General features: G+C 57.9%; 20 protein-coding genes. 16 read left to right on the top strand and 4 right to left on the bottom strand.

The genetic code is table 11. The annotated features are described in order from the left end of the window. The first annotated feature begins 122 nt into the window (after nucleotides 1-122). The 8 genes from WC421_09140 to obgE all read left to right on the top strand — a co-directional run bounded on the left by WC421_09140 (nucleotide 123) and on the right by obgE (nucleotide 8,143). Entirely contained in the window at nucleotides 123-794 is a 672-nt protein-coding gene (locus WC421_09140) for a Crp/Fnr family transcriptional regulator (GenBank protein ID MFA5162398.1), read from the top strand. Next, nucleotides 791-2,029 carry a histidine--tRNA ligase gene (hisS, locus tag WC421_09135; protein ID MFA5162397.1) on the top strand — a complete coding sequence of 413 codons (1,239 nt, stop codon included), beginning with the start codon at nucleotides 791-793 and terminating at the stop codon, nucleotides 2,027-2,029. The genes WC421_09140 and hisS overlap by 4 nt, the downstream gene beginning before the upstream one ends. After that, nucleotides 2,026-3,792 (top strand): aspartate--tRNA ligase, encoded by a 1,767-nt coding sequence (aspS, locus tag WC421_09130; GenBank protein MFA5162396.1) that lies wholly within the window; start codon nucleotides 2,026-2,028, stop codon nucleotides 3,790-3,792. Before hisS ends, aspS begins: the two co-directional genes overlap by 4 nt. Before the next feature lie 165 nt (nucleotides 3,793-3,957). Next, a complete protein-coding gene (locus tag WC421_09125; protein MFA5162395.1) occupies nucleotides 3,958-5,136 on the top strand; it encodes a phosphoserine transaminase in 1,179 nt (392 codons plus the stop codon). Continuing rightward, entirely contained in the window at nucleotides 5,133-6,080 is a 948-nt protein-coding gene (locus WC421_09120; GenBank protein ID MFA5162394.1) for a hydroxyacid dehydrogenase, read from the top strand. The genes WC421_09125 and WC421_09120 overlap by 4 nt, the downstream gene beginning before the upstream one ends. An 88-nt stretch (nucleotides 6,081-6,168) precedes the next feature. After that, the gene (rplU, locus tag WC421_09115; protein ID MFA5162393.1) at nucleotides 6,169-6,480 is read left to right on the top strand and encodes a 50S ribosomal protein L21; all 312 of its coding nucleotides are present in this window, start codon (nucleotides 6,169-6,171) and stop codon (nucleotides 6,478-6,480) included. A gap of 16 nt (nucleotides 6,481-6,496) precedes the next feature. Beyond that, complete coding sequence (rpmA, locus tag WC421_09110) at nucleotides 6,497-6,763, top strand: 50S ribosomal protein L27 (GenBank protein ID MFA5162392.1); 267 nt, start codon at nucleotides 6,497-6,499, stop codon at nucleotides 6,761-6,763. Nucleotides 6,764-6,817: 54 nt separating this feature from the next. Next, nucleotides 6,818-8,143, top strand: a complete 1,326-nt coding sequence (gene obgE, locus WC421_09105) for a GTPase ObgE (protein ID MFA5162391.1) — start codon at nucleotides 6,818-6,820, stop codon at nucleotides 8,141-8,143. Between the two features lie 5 nt (nucleotides 8,144-8,148). Here obgE and WC421_09100 read toward each other — a convergent pair whose 3' ends face one another. Genes WC421_09100 through hpdB form a run of 4 tightly spaced genes read right to left on the bottom strand, consistent with a single transcriptional unit; the run spans nucleotide 8,149 to nucleotide 13,254 of the window. After that, entirely contained in the window at nucleotides 8,149-9,063 is a 915-nt protein-coding gene (locus WC421_09100; GenBank protein ID MFA5162390.1) for a glycyl-radical enzyme activating protein, read from the bottom strand. Next, nucleotides 9,048-10,472, bottom strand: a complete 1,425-nt coding sequence (locus WC421_09095; protein ID MFA5162389.1) for a hypothetical protein — start codon at nucleotides 10,470-10,472, stop codon at nucleotides 9,048-9,050. The genes WC421_09100 and WC421_09095 overlap by 16 nt, the downstream gene beginning before the upstream one ends. Further along, nucleotides 10,451-10,702: a 4-hydroxyphenylacetate decarboxylase small subunit gene (hpdC, locus tag WC421_09090; protein MFA5162388.1), complete on the bottom strand. Its 252-nt coding sequence runs from the start codon at nucleotides 10,700-10,702 to the stop codon at nucleotides 10,451-10,453. The genes WC421_09095 and hpdC overlap by 22 nt, the downstream gene beginning before the upstream one ends. Continuing rightward, complete coding sequence (gene hpdB, locus WC421_09085) at nucleotides 10,702-13,254, bottom strand: 4-hydroxyphenylacetate decarboxylase large subunit (GenBank protein ID MFA5162387.1); 2,553 nt, start codon at nucleotides 13,252-13,254, stop codon at nucleotides 10,702-10,704. Before hpdB ends, hpdC begins: the two co-directional genes overlap by 1 nt. 33 nt (nucleotides 13,255-13,287) lie before the next feature. Here hpdB and WC421_09080 point away from each other — a divergent pair, with 33 nt between their 5' ends. From WC421_09080 to WC421_09045, 8 genes are all read left to right on the top strand, one after another. Then, nucleotides 13,288-13,962, top strand: coding sequence for a response regulator transcription factor (locus WC421_09080; protein ID MFA5162386.1), 675 nt, complete (start codon nucleotides 13,288-13,290; stop codon nucleotides 13,960-13,962). Beyond that, entirely contained in the window at nucleotides 13,946-15,688 is a 1,743-nt protein-coding gene (locus tag WC421_09075) for an ATP-binding protein (GenBank protein ID MFA5162385.1), read from the top strand. Before WC421_09080 ends, WC421_09075 begins: the two co-directional genes overlap by 17 nt. Nucleotides 15,689-15,800: 112 nt before the next feature. After that, a complete protein-coding gene (locus tag WC421_09070; GenBank protein ID MFA5162384.1) occupies nucleotides 15,801-16,970 on the top strand; it encodes a glycosyltransferase in 1,170 nt (389 codons plus the stop codon). Between the two features lie 141 nt (nucleotides 16,971-17,111). Further along, nucleotides 17,112-18,305, top strand: coding sequence for an MltA domain-containing protein (locus tag WC421_09065; protein MFA5162383.1), 1,194 nt, complete (start codon nucleotides 17,112-17,114; stop codon nucleotides 18,303-18,305). After that, nucleotides 18,305-19,486 (top strand): DUF1343 domain-containing protein, encoded by a 1,182-nt coding sequence (locus tag WC421_09060; GenBank protein MFA5162382.1) that lies wholly within the window; start codon nucleotides 18,305-18,307, stop codon nucleotides 19,484-19,486. Before WC421_09065 ends, WC421_09060 begins: the two co-directional genes overlap by 1 nt. 282 nt (nucleotides 19,487-19,768) lie before the next feature. Then, complete coding sequence (locus WC421_09055) at nucleotides 19,769-21,022, top strand: S8/S53 family peptidase (protein ID MFA5162381.1); 1,254 nt, start codon at nucleotides 19,769-19,771, stop codon at nucleotides 21,020-21,022. After that, entirely contained in the window at nucleotides 21,019-22,518 is a 1,500-nt protein-coding gene (locus WC421_09050) for a hypothetical protein (GenBank protein ID MFA5162380.1), read from the top strand. Before WC421_09055 ends, WC421_09050 begins: the two co-directional genes overlap by 4 nt. Before the next feature lie 16 nt (nucleotides 22,519-22,534). Beyond that, entirely contained in the window at nucleotides 22,535-23,665 is a 1,131-nt protein-coding gene (locus tag WC421_09045; protein MFA5162379.1) for a radical SAM protein, read from the top strand. Nucleotides 23,666-23,767 lie beyond the last annotated feature (102 nt).

The following is a 23,767-nucleotide window of genomic DNA, read 5'->3' as shown; positions in this document are numbered from 1 at the left end:
AAATCCGAAAACCGCGCGGCTGAAATCTGCCGACGGGCTGCGCGCAGGGTTTCCGCGTGCCGCTGCCCACCCGGCTGGCGGACCGCGCGGTGTCCCGCCGGTAAATGATATAATCTGAAAATATGACAGGTATTAGGAAAACCGCTTTCCTGTGCAGCCTGAAAACGGCGGAGCGCAACCGCGTCTTCGCCCTTGCCAGAACCGCGCGCTGGCGCAAGGGCGAAATGATTTTCTCCAAGGACGAGGCCGGCGACAATTTCTTCATAGTCAAATCCGGGCGGGTGAGAATCTTCACCAGCGTCCAGCCTGAGCGTGCCAAGACGCTGGCCTATCTGGGCGCCGGGGATTTTTTCGGCGAGATGGCGCTTCTGGGCGGGGAGGTGCGCTCCGCCTCCGCCTGCGCGGAGGAGGATTGCGAGTTGCGCGTCATCAACGGCGGCAATTTCAAAAAACTGCTGCGCGCGGACCATGCGTTTACTCTGAACCTGCTGCGCACACTGTGCGAGCGGCTGCACAAAGCCGACGACGAGATAGAGGGGCTGCTGTTCCACAATATGATAGGCCGGCTGGCGGGCGCGATAGTGAAATTGCGGGGGGAGCGCAAATTCTCTCCCGTTCCCGCGGAAATAGACATCAACATCTCCCAGCTTGCCCAGTACATCGGCGCGACCAGGGAGCCGGTCTCCCGCGCGGTCTCCGCGCTAAAGCGCGCGAAAATGATAGATTACCGCGCCGGCAAAATCGCTGTGCTGGATGTGGCGCGGCTCAGGGCCATATCGCCTCAAAAAAAATGACTATACAATCGGTGCGCGGTTTCAGGGACATTCTGCCGCCGCAGTCGCGGCGGTTCGCGGATTTTGAAAAAATAGCGCGCGAAGTCTTCGCGCTATACGGCTACGGCGAAATCCGCGTTCCCGCAGTGGAGATGCGCGAGCTTTTCGTCAAATCCACCGGCGAGACGACTGATATAGTGGAAAAGGAGATGTATTCCTTTGAGGACGCCGGCGGCCGCAAACTGGCGCTCCGTCCCGAGGGTACTCCGGGCGTGGCGCGCGCCTATATAGAGCAGAACCTGTCCGCCCAGTCGCCCAGGCAGAAGCTGTTTTATATGGGCAATATGTACCGCGCCGAGCGTCCGCAGCAGGGCCGCTACCGGGAGTTTGAGCAAATCGGCGCGGAGTGTATCGGCAATCCCCATCCGGCGGCGGACGCGGAGATTATAGCCCTGCTGTCCGATATTCTGCGCCGCGCGGGAATAAACGATTTCTCCGTGGAAATCAACAGCCTCGGCTGCGCGCAATGCCGTCCCGCGCACCGCGAAAAACTGATAGCTTTTCTCAATTCCCGCAAAGAGACGCTTTGCGAAAACTGCAAAAAGCGCATAGAGAAAAACCCGCTGCGCGCGCTGGACTGCAAAACCGACGGCCCCGCATTGTTCAAAGACGCGCCGGTTCAGGAGTTATGCCCGGATTGCGGGAAACACTTTGACGCCGTGCAGCTTTTTCTTAAGGAAACCGGCATTCCTTTCGCGGTCAACCGCGCGATAGTGCGCGGGCTGGACTATTACAGCCGCACGGTGTTTGAATTCCGCAATGCAAGACTGGGCGCGCAGGACGCCATAGCCGGCGGCGGAAGGTATGACGCCCTCATCCGCTCAATGGGCGGGCCTGAGGCGGCGGCGGTAGGCTGGGGCCTCGGCGTGGACCGGGCAGTATCGCTTATGCCGGAAGCCGCATATCCCGGCCCGGAAGTTTTTGTAATCAGCATGGAGGAAGCCGCCCATTCCGCCGCATTCAAATTGATGGCGGAACTGCGCAAGGCGGGCATTTCAACCGACGGCGGGGCATTCGCGCAGAGCATGAAGGCGCAGCTCAAGGCGGCGGACAAATGCGGCGCCAAATTCGCCGCCATAATAGGCGGCAACGAGCTGGCAAAACAATCCGCCGCCGTCAAGAATCTCAAAACCGGGGAGCAGGCGGAAATTCCCTTTCAGGATATTGCAAGACACCTTGCCAAGGAGACGCCATGAGAACGCATTATTGCGGGGAAATAACCAAATTTGATGTTGGCCGGGAGGTGTCGCTTTGCGGCTGGGTGAATTCTTTCCGCAATCATGGCGGGGTGCTGTTCATTGACTTGCGCGACAGGACCGGCATCACACAGATAGTCGCCGCGCCCGAAAACGCCGAGGCGTTCAGGGTTGGGGATACGGTGCGCAGCGAATACGTCCTGCGCGTAACCGGCGCGGTGCGGCTGCGGCCCGAGGGCCTCTCCAACAAGAACATCCCCACCGGCGAGGTGGAAGTCTCCGCCGCGAAAATAGAAATTCTTAACCCGTCCAAAACCCCGCCTTTTGAGGTTGACGACCGCATCACCGCTACCGAGGAGACGCGGCTCAAATACCGCTACATAGACCTGCGCCGCCCCTGCATGGCGGCCAACCTGGCGGCGCGGCACAAAGCCGCGCAGGCCGCGCGCCGCTATTTTGACAAACACCGCTTTATTGAAGTGGAAACGCCGATACTCACCCGCTCCACCCCGGAGGGCGCGCGGGATTATCTGGTGCCCTCGCGCCTTGCGGCGGGAGAGTTTTACGCGCTGCCCCAGTCGCCCCAGATGTTCAAGCAGATACTGATGGTCTCGGGCGTTGACAGGTACTTCCAGCTGGCCCGCTGCTTTCGCGACGAGGATTTGCGCGCCGACCGCCAGCCCGAGCATACCCAGATAGATGTTGAGATGTCTTTTGTGTCCCAGGACGATATTTTCGCCATGGCAGAAGGTCTGATGAAGGAAATTTTCGCCTCCGCCGGCGAGGAAATAGAAATCCCGTTCCGGCAGATGGAATATACGGAGGCGATGCTGAAATACGGCTCCGACAAGCCGGACCTGCGCCACGGTTTTGAGATAACCGACGTCGCCCATGTTTTCAAGGCGACGGAGTTTAAGGTGTTTTCCTCCATACTCTCCGGCGGCGGCGCGGTGCGCGCCATAAAAGCGGAGGGCGGCGCGTCGCTTTCCCGCACCGAGATGGACAAAATCACCGAAGCCGTCAAAGCCGCCGGCGCAAAAGGCCTGGTGTGGATAAAATTCACCGAAAAAGGCGCGGAGTCGCCGTCCGTCAAATTCTTCTCGCAGGCGGAAATGGACGCGCTCCGAACCGCGCTGGGAGTTAAAACCGGCGACGCGGTTTTCATCGGCTCCGCGCTGCCGGAGAAAACCCCGGCGGATTTTACGGCGCTTTGCGTTTTCATGGGCGAACTGCGGAAAATCCTTATCGCCAAGCTCTCCGCCATACCGTCGTGCAAATGGGCTTTCGCGTGGGTGATGCATTTCCCGCTGCTTGAGTGGAGGCCGGAAGAGAACCGCTACGACGCCGCGCACAACCCCTTCACCGCGCCGCTGGAAGAAGACATCGGCAAGCTGGAGACAGACCCCGGCAATGTCCGCTCGCACCAGTACGATATGGTGCTAAACGGCACGGAGCTTGGCTCCGGCTCGGTGCGCAACACCAAACGCGAGGTGCAGGAAAAGGTCATGTCGCTTATGAAGTATTCCAAAGAGGACGCCGCGCGCCGCTTCGGCATGCTGCTGGAGGCGCTGGAATACGGCGCGCCGCCGCACGGCGGAATCGGCATAGGCTTTGACCGGGTCGTGGCGCTGCTGCGGGGCGAAAGCTCCATACGCGAGGTTATCGCCTTTCCCAAAACCGCCAGCGCGTCCTGCCCGTTAAGCGGCGCGCCCAACATGGTGGACGAAAAGCAGCTCCGCGAGCTTCACATAAAAATAAACTGACCAGCGCGCAATTTTCGGGTTTTCCACGGAGATGTGCTTCGTCCGAGGCCGGGAAATTCCACACAAGGCGCATTATTTGGTAGATTTTAATCAGGCGGACGCCGGCGCATGGCGCTGGCGGGGCCGTGGCTGTTTGCCGGTGAATAATATCTCCAAGGAGAACTTATGGACAAACCGACGGTCAGGACCAAGTGCCCCAACTTCTCTTCAGGCCCCTGCGCCAAAAGGCCGGGCTGGACGCCGGACGCGCTTAAAGGCGCGCTGGTAGGGCGGTCGCACCGCTCCAAGGAAGGCAAAGCCCGGCTGGCCGAGGTGTCCGAGCGCATGAAGCGCGTGCTGGGCCTGCCGGCGGATTACCGCATCGGCGTGGTGGCCGGCTCCGACACCGGCGCGGTGGAGCTTGCCATGTGGACCATGCTGGGCCCGCGGCCCGTGGATATTTTCGGCTGGGAATCCTTCAGCAAGGGCTGGATTACCGACGCGGTGAAATACCTAAAGCTGCCCGGCGTAAGCGAGTATAAGGCCGACTACGGCAGGCTGCCCGACCTTTCAAAAGCCAACCCGAAGCACGATATAGTGTTCACCTTCAACGGCACCACCTCCGGCGTGAAGGTGCCGGACCTCAACTGGATCCCGGCGGACCGCGAGGGCATTGTCATCTGCGACGCCACCTCCGGCGTGTTCGCGATGGAGATGGATTACACGAAGCTGGATGTAATCACCTTCTCGTGGCAGAAGGTGCTGGGCGGCGAGGCGGCGCACGGCGTCATCGTCCTTTCCCCGCGCGCGGTAAAGCGCATGGAGGAAAACGAGCCTAAAGTCTCCTGGCCGCTGCCGAAAATTTTCCGCCTGGCGGCGGAAGGCAAATTGAAGCCCGGCGAGCTGGAATACAACACCGTCAACACGCCGTCCATGCTTTGCGTGGAAGACGCCATAGACGCGCTTAAATGGGCCGAATCCATCGGCGGGATGAAGGCGCTGGCGGCGCGTTCCAACGCCAATCTGCGCGCGCTGGAAAACTGGGCCGCCAAATGCGGCTGGATAGATTTCCTGGCCGAGACGAAAGAGACCCGCTCCAACACCTCCGTCTGTCTCAAAATCACGGCGGACTGGTTCAAGCGCCTGCCCGACGAGGAAAAGGCCAAGGCCGCCAAGAAAATAACCGCCATGCTGGACAAAGAGGGCGTGGCCCACGACATCAACTCCTATGCCAAGGCGCCGGTGGGAATCCGCATCTGGTGCGGCGCGACGGTGGAAGCTTCCGACGTGGAAATTCTCACCAAATGGCTGGACTGGGCGCACAGCGAAGTCGCCAAAACCTATCAGACGGAGGCCGTGAAATGAAAGTGCTTATAGCCGACAAAGCCGATCCCCTTTGCGAGAAGGTGCTTAAGGAGCGCGGGCTGGAGCCGGTGGTCAAAACCGGCATGACGCCGGAGCAGCTAAAATCCTGCGTGGCGGATTTTGACGGGATAATAGTCCGCTCCGCCACCACGCTCACCGGCGACATTATCGCCGCCGCAGCCAAGCTCAAGGCTGTGGCCCGCGCGGGCAGCGGCGTTGACAACATAGACGTCAACGCCTGCACCGGCAAAAAAGTGGTGGTGATGAACACGCCCTACGGAAACACCGTCTCCACCGCCGAACATGCCGTGGCCATGATGATGGCGCTGGCCCGGCATATCCCGCAGGCCAACGCCTCCACCCACGCCGGCAAGTGGGAAAAGAAAAAATACGAGGGCGTGGAGCTTACCGGCAAGACGCTGGGCATAATCGGCTGCGGTAATATCGGCGCCGTGGTGGCAGACAGGGCCAGGGGCCTGAGGATGACTGTCCTGGTCTATGACCCGGCCATGACGGCAGAGCGCGCCCGCGAGTTGGGCGTAACCATGGTTCCGCTGGACGAGCTTTACAAAAAATCGGACTTCATCACTTACCATGTGGTTATAAGGGATGCCACCAAAGGGATGCTTAATAAGGAAGCCATCTCCAAGATGAAAAAGGGCGTGCGCATAATCAACTGCGCGCGCGGCGGCGTTATGGTGGAGGCCGACGTAAAAGAGGCCCTGCAAAGCGGCCAGATAGCGGGCCTTGCCTGCGACGTTTTCGTCAAAGAGCCGGCGACGGAGCATATATTTTTCGGCATGGAAAATGTCATCGCCACGCCGCATATCGCCGCCTCCACGAAAGACGCGCAGATAACGGTGGCTCGCCAGGCCGCCGAGCAGATAGCCGATTACCTGCTTGCCGGCAAGAAAACCCACGCCGTAAACGGCGACAAGGTCTGACCCGCAAAGCCGCCCGCGCCGGCCTTCGGACCGGCGCGGGCGGGTAGGGTTTGAATCCACTGCGGCAATTTTGCTAGGATAAACTATTATGTACGCAATCATACAAACCGGCGGGAAGCAGTACTGGGTTACGCCCGGCGAGAAAGTCACCGTAGAGAAGCTTGAGGCCAAACAGGGCGACGAGGTTAAAATCAACGCCATCTGGTCCGCTTCCGGCGACGGCGCCGCGGTAAACCCCTCTGCCCTCCCCAAGGCGACGGTTATCGCCAAAGTGTCAAGGCATCTGAGAAGCCCCAAAATACTGGTTTTCAGAAAGCGTCCCAAGAAGGCTTACGAAAAAATGAGAGGCCACCGGCAGGACCTTACCGAACTGGAAATCAAAGAGATTAAAATCTCCTGACGGAACCGGAACACATATGGCACATGCAAAATCGCAGGGTTCTTCAACCAACGGGCGCGACAGCCACGGCCAAAGGCTTGGCGTAAAGCGCTACGGCCAGCAGAAGGTCCTGGCGGGCGAGGTGCTGGTGCGCCAGCGCGGCACCAAATTCCTGCCCGGCCTCAACGTAGGCATCGGTTCGGACGACACGTTGTTTGCCAAGTCGGCGGGCACCGTGAAGTTCCAGTGGGCCAGCCGCGGCAAGCAGAAAATATCCATAGTAACCGAAACCGCCAAGGCCTGACGGATTCTTCGTCTTTTGACACGGCGGCGCAGTCGCGCCGCCGTGTCGGATTTTATGAATGAAGACAAAAAACGCCAGCAGGCGTTCATAGACCGGGTCCGCATCCACGTAAAAGCGGGCGACGGGGGCGACGGCTGCCTTTCCTTCCGGCGCGAAAAATTCATCCCCTACGGCGGTCCCAACGGCGGCGACGGCGGCTCCGGCGGAGCAGTTTTCCTGGAGGCGGACCGCAACCTCACCACTCTTGTGGAGATTTCCTATCATCCCCATATAAAAGGCATTCCCGGCGGCAAGGGCGGCAGCTACAACAAGAACGGCGCCGCCGGGGAGGATACGGTTGTATTCGTCCCCTGCGGCACCGTAGTAAAAAAGGACGGGCATGTCGTCGCGGACCTTACCGGGCGTGGCCAGCGTTTCCTGGCCGCGCGCGGCGGCAGGGCGGGCAGGGGGAACATGGCTTTCAAAACCCATGCCAACACCGCTCCCAGAATCGCCGAAAAAGGCGAACCGGGCGAGGAGTTCGTTTATCACCTGGAGCTTAAAGTCCTCGCCGACGTGGGGCTGCTGGGTTTTCCGAACGCGGGGAAGTCAACTTTTCTGGCGCGGGTTTCCGCCGCGCGGCCCAAGGTGGCAGATTATCCGTTTACGACTTTGAATCCCAATCTGGGCATGGTTTATCACAAGGGCAAAAGCTTTGTGATGGCCGACATTCCCGGCATCATAGAGGGCGCGCACGAGGGCCGCGGGCTGGGCACCGCCTTCCTGCGCCATATAGAGCGCACCCGCGCGCTGATACATCTGGTGGACCCGCTTGGCTTTTGCGGAACCGGCCCTGCCGAATCCATAAAAGCCGTGGAAAACGAGCTGAAGCTTTTCAACCCCGCGCTGGCGGCCAAGCCGCGCATAATCGCCGTCAACAAAGCCGATTTGCCGGAGGCGGAAAAAGCCGCCGCCAAAATCCGCGCCAGATACCGCCGGCGCAAGCTCTTTGTCATGTCTGCCGCCACGGGCGGCGGCGTTTCCTCCGTGCTGGACGAGGCCGTGCGCCTGCTGGCCGAAACCCCGCCGGAAATAAAGCCGCCGTCTGCGCCGCATCCCGCCTATCATTCCATAGAGCCTGCCTTCCGGCTGGAGCGCGGGCGTGACGGGTTGTTTGAGGTGTCGGGCAGGGAAATAACCCGGCTTGTGCAAATGACCAATTTCGGCCAGCCGGAGGCGGTAATCCGGCTTAAAAACCTCTTCAAGCGCATCGGCCTTGAGAAGGCGCTGCTGCGCCGCGGCGTCAAAGAGGGCGAGTCTGTCCGCATCTGCGGACAGGAGTTTGAGTGGAGTTCCAGCGATTTTGAAGAACGCCGCAAACCCGGCAACCCCGGCAAATAGCGCGGTCAGAACGGCGTGTCGGGACCGGAGTGGCAGGCTATGTTCCTGACGGTGAAAAGCTCCGCCGCGCGGGAAAGTTCTTTTGCGCCGCAGGGCGCGGTGTCCGCATAACCGCAAACCATCCCCAGTTGTTTGTATTTGGACAGGCCCATCGCGTGAAAGGGCAGTATATTTATCTCCCCCAGTCCCGCAACCGCCATGAAATCCGCGCAGGCTGCCAGATTATCCTCCCCGTCGTTATAGCCGGGTATAAGCGGCAGCCGGATGACCAGCCTGCGCTCATGTCTGCCGCGCGCCAGCCGCCTGATGTTTGACAGAATGGTTTCATTCGTCTGCCCCGTTCCGGCTTTGTGTTTTTGCGCGTCCATGTGCTTTATGTCGGCGAAAACCCAGTCGCAGTTTGCGGCAAGCTCCATGAAATCCTTTTCCGGGGCGAAAGCGCAGGTCTCAACCGCTGTGTGAACGCCGTTTTCCCGGCACCAGCGCAGCACGGCAAGCGAGAATTCCTTCTGAAACAACGGCTCCCCGCCGGAAAGCGTTATCCCGCCGCCGGGCCCCCAGAAATCCCTGTCCCGGCGGATTATTCTGATTATTTCGTCAACGGAAACTTCCCTTCCGGCTGTTTTAAGCGCGCCGCTGCGGCAGGCTTTGACGCAGTCAAAAGAGCGGCATTTCGCGCAGGCCGCGCGGTCAAAAACCGGCCCGGCTGAAACTGCATTAGCCGGGCATGCAGCCGCGCACAGCATGTCCCCCGCGCATCTGGAGGCGAAATGCAGCAATGCCGGCGCGCCGGACATACCCTCCGGGTTGGCGCACCAGCGGCAGCGCAGCGGGCAGCCGCTCAGGAAAAAAACCGTCCGGCAGCCCGGCCCGTCATGCACCGAAAAACCCTGTATGTCAAAAATCAATCCTTTGGGCATTGCTCAAAATCCAGTTTTAACTTGTAAACCCTGAACATTTCGTTGCCGTAGGCATAGGCAAAACAGCCGGGCCGCGCCGCCAGAAGCGGGGCAATAATTTCCCTGTCTTTCCGAAGCCACCAGGTCTCCAGCAGATAACCGGCTTTTACGGAGCGGTAATACTCAAGCTGAGCTTGCGGGGCGCTGTTCTGCGGGTATATGGATGCTTTGCGCCCGGTCATAAGCGCCAGCATTCTGGGCTTGCGCGCGATAAACACCGCGTCCGGTTCCGTGTTGGCTTTTATGGCGGCGAAAAGCTGTTTTGAAGGGGGCCTGCTTATGTCGTAATCCTGCCAGACGCTTGCAAAACTGCCGATGTATGCCATTGCGCCGCATAGTATCAGCGCCGCGCCTGCCAGAAAGCGGGTTCGCCCGTCCCGGACGGCTTTTGCCGCCGCGATGCAGTTGAGCGGGATAAACGGCAGCAGCGGCAGCAGGGTGCGCACGCCGTCGCTGCAAATGATAAAGGTAAGCGGACAGCCGGCGGCCAGCCAGTCCGCAGCCGTCAGCCTGCCGCGGCGTATGTACATGCCGGTTGCCGCTGCCGCAAGCAGTACGCATAGGGCGGCTACAAACGGCGCGGACATGCCGTCGGGAATGAAGACCTCGTTGAACGGACTGGACATGTATCTGCCGCTGATAGGGGTGTCGTGGCCGGGCAGAAGAATTTTGGTGGATATGTAATACGACCCGGCTATAGCGGGCATCATTATTTTCTGCGCCGCCGCCAGCGCGAAAAATATAACGGACATCCGCACAAGCCGCGCGGTGATTTTCCGGTTGCGGAAAATATCATCCGCCGCCAGCGCCAGGTATCCGGCAAGCCCGGCCACCCGGGTGCTGTATGCCAGTCCCAGCAGCAGCCCCGCCGCCGCGCCGCCGCGGCGGAATGCCAGAAACGCGGCATACATAAGGGCAAGGCAGAGCCAGTCCGCATATACCAGCTGACGCAGCCAGAACACCGCCGGCAGCGCGGCAAACAAAGCCAGCGAGGCGGCGGTCTCGGACTTTTCCTCTTTCGCGGCCAGCGCGCAGAGCAGGGCCAGGCATAAAAACATCAGCAGGACGTTTACCAGCTTGAACGCAATCATGTTCAGCCCGAATAATTTGTAAACCGGGGAAAGCAGCGCGGGATACACCGGCGGATAGCTGGCCGGCCCCGTCATCGGATTTTGGGGATTGAATATATATCCGGTGGCCGCGTATGGCCTGCCCTCGGCTATATTCCGGGCATGGGCGATGTATTGCGCGCCGTCGTCCCAGCGCCAGCCGTGGCCGTTTGTGAGGGTGAGCGAGTAAACCAGCGCGGCTGCGGCAAAACAGGCGGCGATAATTGCGGAGCGGGATTTCAGTCCCGGCGGTATTTGCATTCGCGGGCGCTCATGCCGGCATAGGCGAAAAACCCGTTCGCGGAGGCTTTGCATTCTCCGGTAAGCGGGTCTTTGCCGGGGGCGTAGAGTTTACAGTTGCCGCATCTGGGCGCGGGCGAAAATTGCGGGCAGGACTGCGCGTCCGCCGCGACTTCCTGTTTCGTCTTGTGGCAAATGCCTTTTGTTACATCCACCGGCGCGTAATAACCGCAGTTCCTGTGAGTGTCCATCAGAATTCCCCGTATTCGGTGCGGGCGATGATTTCGTCCTGTATCGGTTTTCCCAGCTCCACCCAGTATTGGGTGAAACCCGCCACGCGCACCAGCAGTTCCCGGTAACCGGCGGGGTTGCGCTGCGCGTCCCTGAGGACGGAGGAGTCTATTACGTTGTACTGCACGTGGAAGCCGCCCCTGCGCATGTATCCCCGCGTAAGCTCAAGCAGTTTCTTTGCGCCTTCCCTGCCCGCCACTGCGGAAGGATGCAGTTTGATGTTTAGCTGCGAGTTCTGCGAGGACGAATGGTCCCAGCCGCAGGCCGAGCGGAACAGCGCGTAAGGCCCGTTTTTGTCGGTTCCCGGGTATGCGGACATGGAACCGTCGGCAAACGCCGCGCCTGCCGGCCTGCCGTCCGGCCCGGCTATTGCCGCCGCGCCCATCGCGCCGTGGGTGGAAACCGAAATCTGGCACGGATAGAGCCTTTTGCCGTAGAGCGATTCAAATTCGCGGCTTGTTTGGGCGAACCACCGCTCCCATTCCGCGAGTATGGAGTCTGCATACGGGTCGTCGTTGCCGTATTTGGGCGCGTTGAGGCAGAGGGAATGCGTCTTTTCATGCGACTTGAAATTCGCTGCCAGCGCGGCCTTCAATTCTTCCAGCGATACGGCGCGTTCCTCAAACACCAGCTTTTTCAGCGCGGCCATGCTGTTGACGAAATTTACGGTGCCGGTAGTTTCAATATTGAAAGTGCCGTTGTAACGGTAGCCCAGTTCGTTTATCAAATGCCCTTTTTCCAGGCAGTCCGGCTTTAGCAGCGAGTTTATGACGGCCATGTTGTTCTTGCGCCACACATCGTGCTGTATGTTGTTGCATTTGTTGAGCGCGGCGACCGCCTGCAAGAAGTAATCCCGGAATGCCTCAATCACGGCCTCGCAGGTTTCCAGCCCGCGCCCGCGCGGCGGGAAAATGCGGTGGTTTGCGCGCATGTCCATGCCGTCAAAAAGCGCCAGCTCCAGTATTTTCGGCAGCGAGACAAAATGCACCCCCACGCTTGTCGGCTGGCCGGAGCCGCCGGGGATTTGCCATTTCCGGCCCGCGAAATCCAGCGTCAGCCACGAGCAGGGCGAGGTTTCCAGGCAGCCGCCTATGGCGACGGCGCGCGCCTCGCCCACCGTCATGCCCTCGCCGCCGTACTGGGAGAGCAGAAAATCCGCCGCCACCCGGTTGTTCATGAAAGCCGGATAGCCTGCGCCGGTTCTGACGCATTCCGCCGCCCTGAGCAGGAAATCCTCCGGCAGCCGCTCGTCATATAAAACCGAAAGCGTCGGCTGCGGCGAGGCGCAGGACATGGCGGCCTCTATGATAAGCTGCTCCAATTCGTTGCAGGCGGGCTGGCCGTCTTCCGTAAGCCCGCCAAGCGAAAGATTGTTAAACGTGCTGCCGGAAAGCACCCCGCCCACCACCCCGGCGGAGGCAAAGCAGTCTATGGAGGTGAATTTCACCCGCTGGCATTCAAGCAGTTCCAGCGCGTCCCGGCGGGTCAGCGCGCCGGAGGCCGTGTCATGCTCGTAGTACGGGTACAAAACCTGACCCAGCCGGCCCGGCGAGAGGCCGGAGATGGCGTCCTCGTTTAGCGCGGCCACGTGCAGTGTCCAGCACAGTTGTGCGGCGTCCCGGAAGCCGCGCGGCGGATAATGGGCGATATGCTCCAGCCGCTCCGCTATCGCGCAATACTCGGATTTTTGGTTTTCATCGCTCTCAAAAGAGGCCAGCCTGCGCGCCTCTTTTGCGTAATTGAGAATCCAGTTTTGAAGCCCTTCAGCCGCCAGTATCACGGCCTCGTAATTATAGAGGCGGTTCATGCCGGCCATGCCGTCGCCGCCGGCGCAGCCGGCGCAGGCGGCCTTTTTTTCGGAGGCGATTTTTATAATTCCGTCAAAGCCGTATTGCAGCGGATAATAGTAGTTAATGACCTCGCGCCCCTGCGGCAGCGTGTAGCCGGAGTCGAACATACAGACTATGCCGCGCATAAGCTCGTCTTTTAGCGCGCTTTCCGGCACGGCGCGCTCGTAGCGGGCGGAAATGTCCTGCACCGATTTGTGCTGCCACAGCCGCGCCAGTTTCAGCAGGGCGGGAATCTCCTCCTGCCTCATGCCGAATTTGCCGGCGATGGAGACGGCTTTTCCCCTGCTTTGCGTGAAATTGCCGCCGCCGCAGCCGAAGCTGGAATGCTCGTCCGCGCTGGAGGAGCCGCGCTCCAGCGCCTGGCGGTAAAGCTCGTCCTCGCGGGCCATGTAATAGCCTTCCGACAGCCAGGGCATCGGAAAAGAGCCGCGGTAATAGGCGGCTTTCTGCATCACTATAAGCTCGCCGGGATAGATGACCGGCGTCAGCGAGGAAAACGCCGCCCTTAACGCCCGGGCCCGGCGGACGACGGGGATTTCGCAGTCGTCCGTAAAATATTGCCTGGTGTACCAGTACGGGAATTCGTTGTCGGCGGAGCTGGCCGCGCCCAGATAAATGTCCCGCAGCTTTTTCGCGCGGGCGGTAATAGCCGGAGTTGCCATTTGTAACGGAATTATAACATACTATCTATAACCATGCCCGCGAAAATACTTGTCGTGGAAGATGAGAAAAACATAGCCGCCGCGCTCCGCTACAATCTGGAGAAGGCGGGGTATATCGTCGCGGCTGCGGCGGACGGCGAAACCGCGCTGAAGCTGCATGAGGCCGGCCCGCCGGACCTGGTGCTGCTGGATGTCATGCTGCCCAAAGTGGACGGGTTGGAGGTTTGCCGCCGCATAAGGCAAAAGCATTCCACCCCCGTGATAATGCTGACCGCTAAAAAAGAAGAGCTGGACCGTGTTCTGGGTTTGGAGCTGGGCGCGGACGATTATGTGTCCAAGCCTTTCAGCATGCGCGAGCTGCTGGCGCGCGTCAAAGCCGTGCTGCGCCGCCGCGCGCCGGAAGAGAGCCCGGTTTTCAGGGCCGGGGATATTGAAATTGATTTTGACAAATACGAGGTGCGCGTCGCCGGCGGGACCGCCGCTTTAAGCACGAAGGAGTTTGAGCTGCTGCGCTGCCTGGCTCGCGCGGGGGGCAAAGCCCTCACCCGCGACCAGATAATGGAGCAGGTCTGGGGCTACGAGCGTTCCATGGAACTGGACACCAACACCGTGGACCAGCACATAGCCAGGCTGCGCGCCAAGCTGGGGCGAGAAGCCGCCCGCATCGTTACGGTTAAAAACGTTGGCTACCGTGTTAAAACTGATTAAAGAGCATTTCCGGCTTAAACTGGCCGTCGCAATCGGCGCGATAGCGCTGGCGGCGGCTTTTGCCGTCGGCATAGCGGTGGAGAAATCCGCCCGGACGCATCTGGTGTCCGAGCTGGCGTCGGGGCTGTATTCTCAGGCGCGGGTGGCCGCGCTGGAGCCGGAGCGCGCCGTTTCCGCTTTGTCCGCCGCGTGCGGGTGCCGGGTTACCGTAATCGGGCGGGACGGCGCGGTTATTGCCGATTCCGAGGTCGCCTATTCCGCTGTGTCTTCCATGGAAAACCATGCGCACAGGCCGGAGGTCGCCGCCGCGCTGTCGGGCCGCGAAGGCCGCGATATAAGGCGCAGCGCCACTATGGGCCACGATTTCCTGTATGTGTCGGCGCCCGTGCCGGAAGGGAGGGCGGCGGTGATGCGGCTGTCGCTGCCGCTGTCCAAGGTCTATGGAAGGGCGGCGGACATGCAGCGCGCCGCATTCTATGCCATGGCCGCGGTTCTGCCTCTGGCGCTGCTTGCGGCGCTGTGGGCGGCCTGGTCGCTGGGCGGGCCGGTGGGGGAGATGTCGCTTGTGGCGGAAAAGCTCTCCGGCGGGGATTACGGCGCGCGCATACGGAACTCCCCCGCGGACGAGCATGGCCGTCTGGCCGCCGCTATAAATCTGCTGGCGCAGAAAACCCAGTCCGCCATGGGCGAGCTGGCGCGGGACAGGGCGCTGCTGTCGGCCATACTTTCCAACATGACGGAGGCCGTCGCCGCAGTGGATAAAGACGGGAACATCATTTTCGCCAACGAGGTTTTCGCCGCGCTGGCCCGCGTGGACGCCAAAACCTGCGCCGGCAGGCCGCTGGTGGAGCTGCTGCGCAACCCTGCGCTTAACGAGATGGCGGCTGCTTCCATGCGTACCCGCGCGGCGGAGAGGCGCGAGATAATGTTCTCCGACGCGCCGGACAACGTGTTTGACGCGGTCTGCGCCCCGCTTATAGAGGATGGCCGCTGCGAGGGCGCGGTGCTGGCCATGCGCGACATATCGCGCGTCAAAAAGCTGGAGCAGATGCGCAGGGATTTCGTGGCCAATGTCTCGCACGAACTGAGAACCCCGCTCACCTCCATACGGGCCGCCGCGCAGACGCTGCTGGACGGTGCGCTGGAGGACCGGGAAAACCGCCGCTCCTTCGCGCAGGCCATAGAGGAGGAGTCCGTCCGCCTGGGCCGGCTGATAGAGGATATACTAAGCCTCTCCGCCATAGAATCCGGCAGGACGCCTCCCCGGCTGGAGGCGGTGAATCTGGGCCAGGCGGCGGCGGAGGTTTGCCTGCGGCTTGGGGAAATGGCGCGCGCCGCCGCCGTGTCCGTCTCGGTGGACAGGAGCATGCATGAACTGCCGCCCGTGCGCGCCGACAAGGGCCAGCTTTTGCAGGTGTTCCGCAATCTGATAGAAAACGCCATAAAATTCAACATCCCCGGCGGGACGGTGGAAATACTGGCCCGCGCCGCAAGCGGCAAAGTCCATGTTTCGGTCAGGGACACGGGCATAGGCATTCCGGCTGCCGACCTGCCGCGCGTTTTTGAGCGGTTCTACCGGGTGGACAAGGCCCGCTCCCGCGAGATGGGCGGCACCGGGCTTGGGCTTTCAATAGTCCGGCACATAACGGAGGCGCACGGCGGCTCGGTTTCAGTGGAGAGCGTTGAAGGCAAAGGCTCCGTGTTCACTTTCACCCTCGCCGCCTGAAACTTCCTGCGCCGCCCCCTCGGTTCTCGCAACCAACTGCGATTTCCGGGCTAAAACTCCGGGTTCCCGCAGAAATCAGACCAGGCTGGGGCTGTATTTTGCATAATAAACCATGCAAACAGTTTTAGTCATTCTTGCCTTCCTTACACTGGCGGCCTGGGCCGTGCGGAGCGGGTTCATGCTGTACGGGATCCGCAAAACAAAATTCCTGCGCAATACCGCATGCCCTGCCGGCTTTCATTATCCGCCGCTTTCCGTGATAATCCCCGCAAAAGACGAAGCAAACACCATAGAAGCCGCCTTGCTTTCAAAATTGCAGTCCGATTATCCGTCGCTTGAAGTAATCGCGATAGACGACCGTTCTTCCGATCAAACCTTCGCTGCCATTTCCCGGGTGGCAGAAAACGACCCGCGCGTAAAACCGTTGCGCATAACAACCTTGCCGCCGGGCTGGCTTGGCAAGGTTAACGCGCTTGATAAAGGCGTTAAATCCGCTTCGGGCCAATGGCTGCTGTTTTCGGATGCCGACGTGCATTTCAGCCCCGATGCGCTTAAAAAAGCCGTCTGCTTTGCCCAAACCAACGGGTTGGACCATCTGGCGGTAATGCCGCAGCTATGGTCAAACGGATTTTTCATGGACATGGTATTCGCCCCGTTTCTGGACACCGCGCTGCGCTGGAGCTGCTGGAACTCGCAGGATTCCCGCGGGGATGCGGCTGTCGGAGTTGGCGCGTTCAACCTGGTGCGCCGCGCGGCTTTTGAAAAAACGCCGGGGTTTGAATGGCTGCGGCTTGAGGTTATAGACGATATGGGCCTCGGGCTTATGATGAGAAAAAGCGGTTTCAAAGGCGCGGCGCTCAACGGGGAAGGCTGTGTCGGACTGCACTTTCTTGAAAACTTCGGCGAAGCGGTAAAAAGCTGCGACAAAGGAGTGTTCGCAGGCGCAGGCTTTAATCCTCTTGTAATATTCGCTGCCGCTTTTGCGGGAGTGTTTTTTGACCTGCTGCCTTTTGCGCTGTTGTTTGCCGGCGGGACGGCGGCAAAAATAGCGGCGGCTGCATGCGGAACAGCTGTTTTAAAATCGGCGCTGATTGCGCGCTGGAATAAATTACCGGTTTTCCCCGCACTGTTTGTGCCGATAGGCGGGGTTATAGGCGTATATCTGCTGCTGCATGGGGCGGCGTCCGCGCTTGCCTCCGGCGGTATTACGTGGCGCGGCACTTTTTATCCGACAAAAGACCTCAAAGCCGCAAAACGTTTCCTGCTTAAAAACTTTTACTAAGCCGGACAGCGGAATTCGCCGGTGGCCGACGGGACATTCCCGCGCAGAATTTTCCTCCGTTTTCATCTGCGGCGGGAAAGCGGGTGATTTGCAGATTCAAATCATTGCGGCATTGCGCCTATTATGGCAAAATGTAACGTAATGAGAAAGCTATGGTGGAGTGTTGCACCGCTGGGGATTGCGGCTGTGTTTGTGTTCAGCGGCTGCGTGGTGTTTAGGCGGCCTCATCCGCCGAAGTCGGCTTTTGTGCAGGTGCCCGCGGCGCTTGCTCCGCGTTTTGCGGATGTAAAGGACCGCGCCGGCCTTATTGAGGCGGCGCAGAACAGCCTGTATTATGTTCAGGCATCCAAACAGGCGCTTTATACCATAGGCGACAGGCAGGTCTCGCCGGCGATGCTGGCGGCCACGTTGCGGGAATTCATCAAAACGCTCAAGCAGGCAAAAAACGGCGACGAGCTTGCCGCGCTGGTCGCGGACAAATTCGACGTTTACCGCTCCGTCGGCTCGGACGGGAAGGGCGCGGTGCTGTTCACCTCGTATTACGAGCCGGTGTTCAAAGCCTCCAGAACCAGAACCGACGAATACAAGTATCCGCTTTACCGCCGTCCCGACGATCTGGTGGACGCGGATCTGGAGGAGTTCGGCGACAAATACAAGGGCGAAGGCATAGCCGGACGGGTGGAGAAAAGCCGGCTGCGCCCCTACTTCTCGCGCGAGCAGATTGAAAGCGGCAAGGCGCTGGAGGGCAGGGGCCTGGAAATCGCCTGGCTGCAAAACCGGCTGGATGTGATGGATCTGCATATAGAAGGCTCCGCCCGGCTGGAGTTTGACGACGGCTCCGTCCTGCGCGCCAATTACGACGGCACCAACAATCTGCCTTTCAGGGGGCCGATGTCGGCGCTGGTCAAATCCGGCGTGCTGCCGCCGGACACGGACCCCAAGGAATACGTGGCCAAACACCCGGAGATAGAGCAATGGCTTATGGCCACCAATCCGCGCTACACGTTTTTCAAGCTGGAAAAAATATCCGGCGGGCCGGCGGGAACATACGGCGGCGCGCTGACGGCGGGACGCTCCATCGCGGTTGACACAAAGCATGTGCCCCTGGGCGCGCTGGCTTTCGTGGACGGCCCCATGCCCCGCTTTGACGGCGAAGGCAAACTGGTTGAAGTCGCGCGCGTGGGAAAATTCGCCCTCTGCCAGGACACCGGCGGCGCAATCAAAGGCCCCGGGCATATAGACTATTACGCCGGCGCGGGCCTGGACGCGGGCCGCTTCGCCTCCAAGCTCAAGCACGACGGCAGCGTCTACCTCCTGCTTCTTAAATCCGAATAATGAGACTGTTTGGCCTGCTTCTGCTGCTGTGCGCGCCGGCGCGGGCGAAAACGGTAACGGGGTTTGAAGTCCTCTCCGCCGGAAATTTCGCGCCGTTTTCGGGCAAAAGGGTGGGGCTCATTACCAATCATACCGGAACCGATTCCGGCGGGCGCAGCATAGCCGGCGCTTTCGCGTCGCATGGCAGCTTCAGGCTGGCGGCGATTTTCTCTCCCGAACACGGCTTCTCTGGCCGGGCGGCGGGCGGGGATTTGGTGGGGGATTCCTCCTATAACGGCGTTCCCGTGCGCAGCCTCTACGGCAAAACCATGCGCCCGGACTGGGGGATGCTAAAAGACATTGATATCCTGGTTTTTGACATGCAGGACATAGGCGCGCGGTTTTACACCTATCTGTCCACCATGGGCATGGCGATGGAGGAGGCCGACAAATACGGCATTCCCTTCTATGTGCTGGACAGGCCCAATCCCGTCGGCGGCGAAATCGCAGAGGGGCCGGTTCCGCCGGGCCCTTCCGGCGGGTTGACGCAGTATTTCCCCGTCCCGGTGCGCCACGGCATGACAGCCGGCGAAATGGCGCTTTTGCACGCGGACGTCAAAAAACTCCGCCTTGCGCCGGAAGTGATACGGATGAAAGGCTGGAAGCGCGGCATGTTCTACGACGAAACCGGTCTTCAATGGGTAAATCCGTCGCCCAACATAAGGGACCTGGACGCGGCAATATTGTATCAGGGGCTGGGATGTTTTGAGGCCGTGAATATCTCCGTGGGCAGGGGGACGGATTCTCCTTTCCACTGGTTCGGCGCGCCCTGGCTGGACGCGAAAGCCCTGGTTTCCGCTCTTGAAAAAGCTCATATAAAAGGCGCGGAATTCCGCTGCGAGGAGCGCACTCCTTCCGACGATATATATGCGGGAAAAACCTGCAAGGGAGTCAGCATCAGGATAACCCGCCCTAAAAAAATCCGTCCGCTGGAGATTTTCGTCAGCGTCCTCTGCCTGCTGCGCGACATGAAGCAGCCCGGTCTGGAAATCCGCTGGGACGCCGCCGGGAAAATGACGGGCAGCGGCAATTTCCGCGCGCTCTACGAATCCGGCGCCTCGCCGGAGGAAATCCTGTCCGATTTTGACAAAACCCTCAAGCCTTTCATGAAGTCGCGCGGCAAATACCTGCTCTACAATTGACTCCTGCATAACCCCATGCGGTTGTCCGCAGCCGCGCCGCGCGCGTTTTTACGCCGCGCCTCCCGCCGCCGGCTGCGGAAAATGAATACACTGGCGCGGCTCTCCACGTCTGCCGGCGGGGCGGATTTTTTCAGGGTTTGATTTGCCTGCCGTCGCGCAGCAGCTCCGGCCCCGCCGTTTTAAGCGTGCGAGCTATTTTTTCATTACATCCAGCGAGATGTTCTGCCGGGCGCGCTCTAAATTTGAGATATTGCTGGCCCGCAGTTTTGGTACAATATGCTTGTGTGCAGCGCCAAAATAAAAATACACCTTTTAGTTCTGCTTTTCCTTCTCTGTTCTCCGGCGTACGCAGAGAATATTAAGTTCCCTAAAATAGATGTCCGCCACAAACCCGCAGATTATTCGTTTAAGCAGGCACAACTGACACCGGATAATTTTAAGTATGATGAGAAAAATCGGCAGACATTTCAGATGGATTTCAGGAATTGCGATTTAAACGGATTTGCGTCGTTACTGAAAAAAAACAAAGACATCTTTTATGCCGGGTTCAACACCAAAACTGAATTCCCGGACAAGCTGCCCAGAGGATTTGAGCCAGGCAAAATAATGGAGTTGGGCAAAAATCCGGGTTTAGGCATAAGAGAATTGCACAAGCAAGGAATAACCGGGAAGGGAATCGGCATCGGCATAATTGACCAGGGGCTGCTGGTTGACCATGTTGAATATGCAGACAGATTGAAACTGTATGAGGAAATACATCTTGTGTTCAACGAAGCATCCATGCACGCCTCTGCGGTGGCGTCTATCGCGGTCGGAAAAACCACAGGCGTGGCGCCGGAAGCGGATTTATACTTTATCGGGGAAACCAACGGCGAAAACGTGGATGGGAAATTCGTCTACGATTTAAACCCTATCGCAAAATCAATAAACAGGCTTATAGAGGTCAACAAGCAACTGCCGAAGGAAAACAAGATTCGGGTTATTTCCATATCATTGGGACTAGACAGTATAACACCCGGATACGATGAAACGGTTGAATCCATAAAGGAAGCCGATAAAAGCGGCATTTTTGTGATAGTTGTCGCTGATGAACATTTTAAGATTGATGGAATGGGCCGCTTCCCGCTTGCCGACCCGGATAATCGGAATTCCTATGCAAGCGGGACAATGTTTTGCAGAAATAAACTAGGCTCGCAACCAGATGAGTTGGAAATTCCAATGGATTCCCGAACAGTCGCCGATCCCAACGGAAACAAGGACTATTATTTTTCCAGAGTCGGTGGAATCAGTTGGACTATTCCGTGGGTAGCCGGCCTGTATGCGTTAGCCTGTCAGGTTAGCCCGGATATAACGCCGGAAATCTTTTGGGCAGCCGCGCTTAAAACCGCGGAACCGGTGAAATTCAGCGCGCATTTTCCGGCTCCATCCAAGTTTGACGGGGAATTCACGCTCAAAAAAGTGGTCAATCCCGCAGGCCTTATCAAGGCGATAAAAGGGATGAATAGGCAAATCGGCGCACATGAGGGAGGTTTATGACAAACCAACGGGGTATAGTTTCAATTCTCATAACCTCCATGCTGGGGATATGTTTCTGGCAAAGCAAAGTCGCGGCAGACGAGATGATGATTCAATCCGACACTGTGTTTAACGATCCGGCACATGCCGAATACTTCAGGTTCGAGGAATTTTTGGTTGCGCATGGACAGAAGGGAGAGACAAAAGAGTCCTGGGATCAACTGCCGGCAGATAGTCGTGTAAAAAAAGTTTCCGAAGGCGAGAGGACACTATCTGCCCTAAAAAATAAGTTTCTGGGAAAAATGTTGCTTGATACCGATGAACTTGAGATGTTCGCATCTGTTTGGGGCAATACCGAAACAGCGCCGGACACTAAGTCCTCCGCGATTAGTGACGAAGGCTCCGCTGTCTTTTCCAAATACCAAGTCTACCGGGCTAAACACGCAGGGGAAGAGAGTGAACAACAGTCTTTGGACAATATTTCCGAAGATGTTCGCGTCAAGAAAATTGCAGACGGTCTGTTTTTTTTGGATAGTCTTAAGAAGGAATTGGCAAACAAAGCTATCCTTACCGCGCAGGAATCTGAACTGTTTGGGGCTATTTGGGGCAATTCAAGCGAAGCACATGCGACGCAAGAAAGTGCCAGCGCAACTGATAAAACAAAAGACCAACCACACCAGCCTCAACGCAAATCCTTTAACACGGAGGCTGTTAATGCTGTTAAGAGTATCCTGCAAAAATACCAACAAAATGACAATTGGAGCGGCTTTTTTGATGGCGCGAAATTGAATACTGCCGATGCTGTGGGTTTGATATCAAAAACAGCACAAGACATTCTGCCTATTAACCTGTCTTCCAATTCCATGGTGATTGCCGAAACTGCGGTGCATCAAACAACACACTTGACAGGACAAGGAGTCTATGGACAGGCTGTTAATGAGAGCCAAATTAGTACCGTTTCCGCATCCAACTCAAAGCTTGAATCTGGAAATATTGCGGATACTCCGCGTGGAAATTTAAAATCGAAATCAACACCAGTCAGCAAGAATGAGCTTGTTTTCGGCGCTGTTTTGCTTGTGCTTGGAACTTGTGCATTTGGGCTGAAGAAGTTCACCTCCAAATCCATGCCTGGCGTAGCAACAGATATTTCCGAGTCTGATGATTTTCCTGCCATCAAATTGTTGCAAAACAGGATTGATGAGAAACTGGGTCCTGAACCTAAAGCAACCATTGATATAAATCCTGTTTCTAGTCGAACATGTTCTGGTTGTGAAGGTACCTGCAATAATACTTGTGCGGGTGGTTGCAAAGGCAGTTGCTCCTCTGTTTGTGCGGACGATTGTCATGGCTCATGCAGGGGTTCTTGCTCTGTGACTTGCGCCGATACTTGCCACAGCAACTGTTATGGTGGTTGTGATGGAACCTGCACTGGCCGTGTAAGGGCACTTGCGGCGGTTCTTGCGTCAATCTCGTTGCCCCAACTTGGGAGCATTAGCAAGTTCAGCCATAATGCTTGATGGGTGGGACAGTGCAATGGCGGAAAAAACCAACACAGATGTGAAAGACGTCTCTCGCTCCAAGCAATCTGTACAATCCCAAAAAGATCCGAAACGTCTCACACTTCAGCTTATTGTGACGGAAGGATGCAATTTGAGTTGCGCTTATTGCTTTGAGCACAGCAAGAACTCCACGTTCATGGATTTTGACACGGCCATGAATGCTGTCAGATATTATCTTAGCGGGAATGCTGAGTTGGACGGCGAGCCTGCATATGATGAAGTGATGATTGATTTTATGGGAGGCGAGCCTATGCTTGCATTTCCCATGATCCAGCGCATTGTAGCAGCTGTAATATGTCCGCACAACAATTGGGGAAAAAACTACGGCTTTTCAATGTCCACCAACGGAACACTTTTTACTGAGGAGAACAAGGCTTGGTTCCTTAAACACAAACAATTGATAACCCCAATGCTTAGTTTTGACGGAACGAAGACAGCTCATGACATGAACAGATCTCAATCATACGACGTGGTTGTAGCAAATGTTGATTTCTTGAATAAGCATTGGCCGAAACAGAAGTTTAAGATGACAGTGGATAATCGGTCTCTCCCATACATTGCCGATGGGCTTTTTGAGATTCTAAAACGCGGTTGTGGCGTCAGCCTCAATCTTGTACACGATGATGTGTGGGGCGATGGCGAACAAAAGCAAAAACACCTCAAAACATTCGAGACCGAATTGGCGCGCATCGTTACTTTTTATAGCAAAAACAGCGCTATTGAACTGCCGAATTTAATTTCTCTCCCGATACAAAATTGTCTTTTTAAGGATGTGGACCGCCCCAAAGCATGGTGTGGCGCGGGCAATGGCATGGTTGCGATAGGCGTTGATGGGGTGAAGTATCCATGCCATCGCTTTATAAAATTCTCCGCAGGAAAATCGGTCCCGTTAGAAGAATTCAGAGCGTGGAAAAGGAAACCGGCAGAAAACGGTCTTTGTGAAAATTGCAAAATGCTGCCTGCCTGTCCCACCTGTCAGGGTGGTAACTGGGAACGCTACGGCAATCCAGACAAGCGCATCACCCATAACTGTGAAATGCTGAAGCTTCAAATGGTGGCGACAGCGGCGGTGCTGGTTACCCTGAAAACTTCAGTTGACTTCTAAAAACAGGGCACGGTTTCGTATCATCTATTTGCCAATGGAGGATAGAAACCGTGCGCATACAAACTACCACATTACAGACCAGCAAGCCAATAACCCTGACGT

It is taken from the genome of Elusimicrobiales bacterium, assembly GCA_041651175.1.
Taxonomy (GTDB): domain Bacteria; phylum Elusimicrobiota; class Elusimicrobia; order Elusimicrobiales; family Elusimicrobiaceae; genus JAQTYB01.
This window is presented reverse-complemented; position numbering and strand designations above follow the sequence as displayed.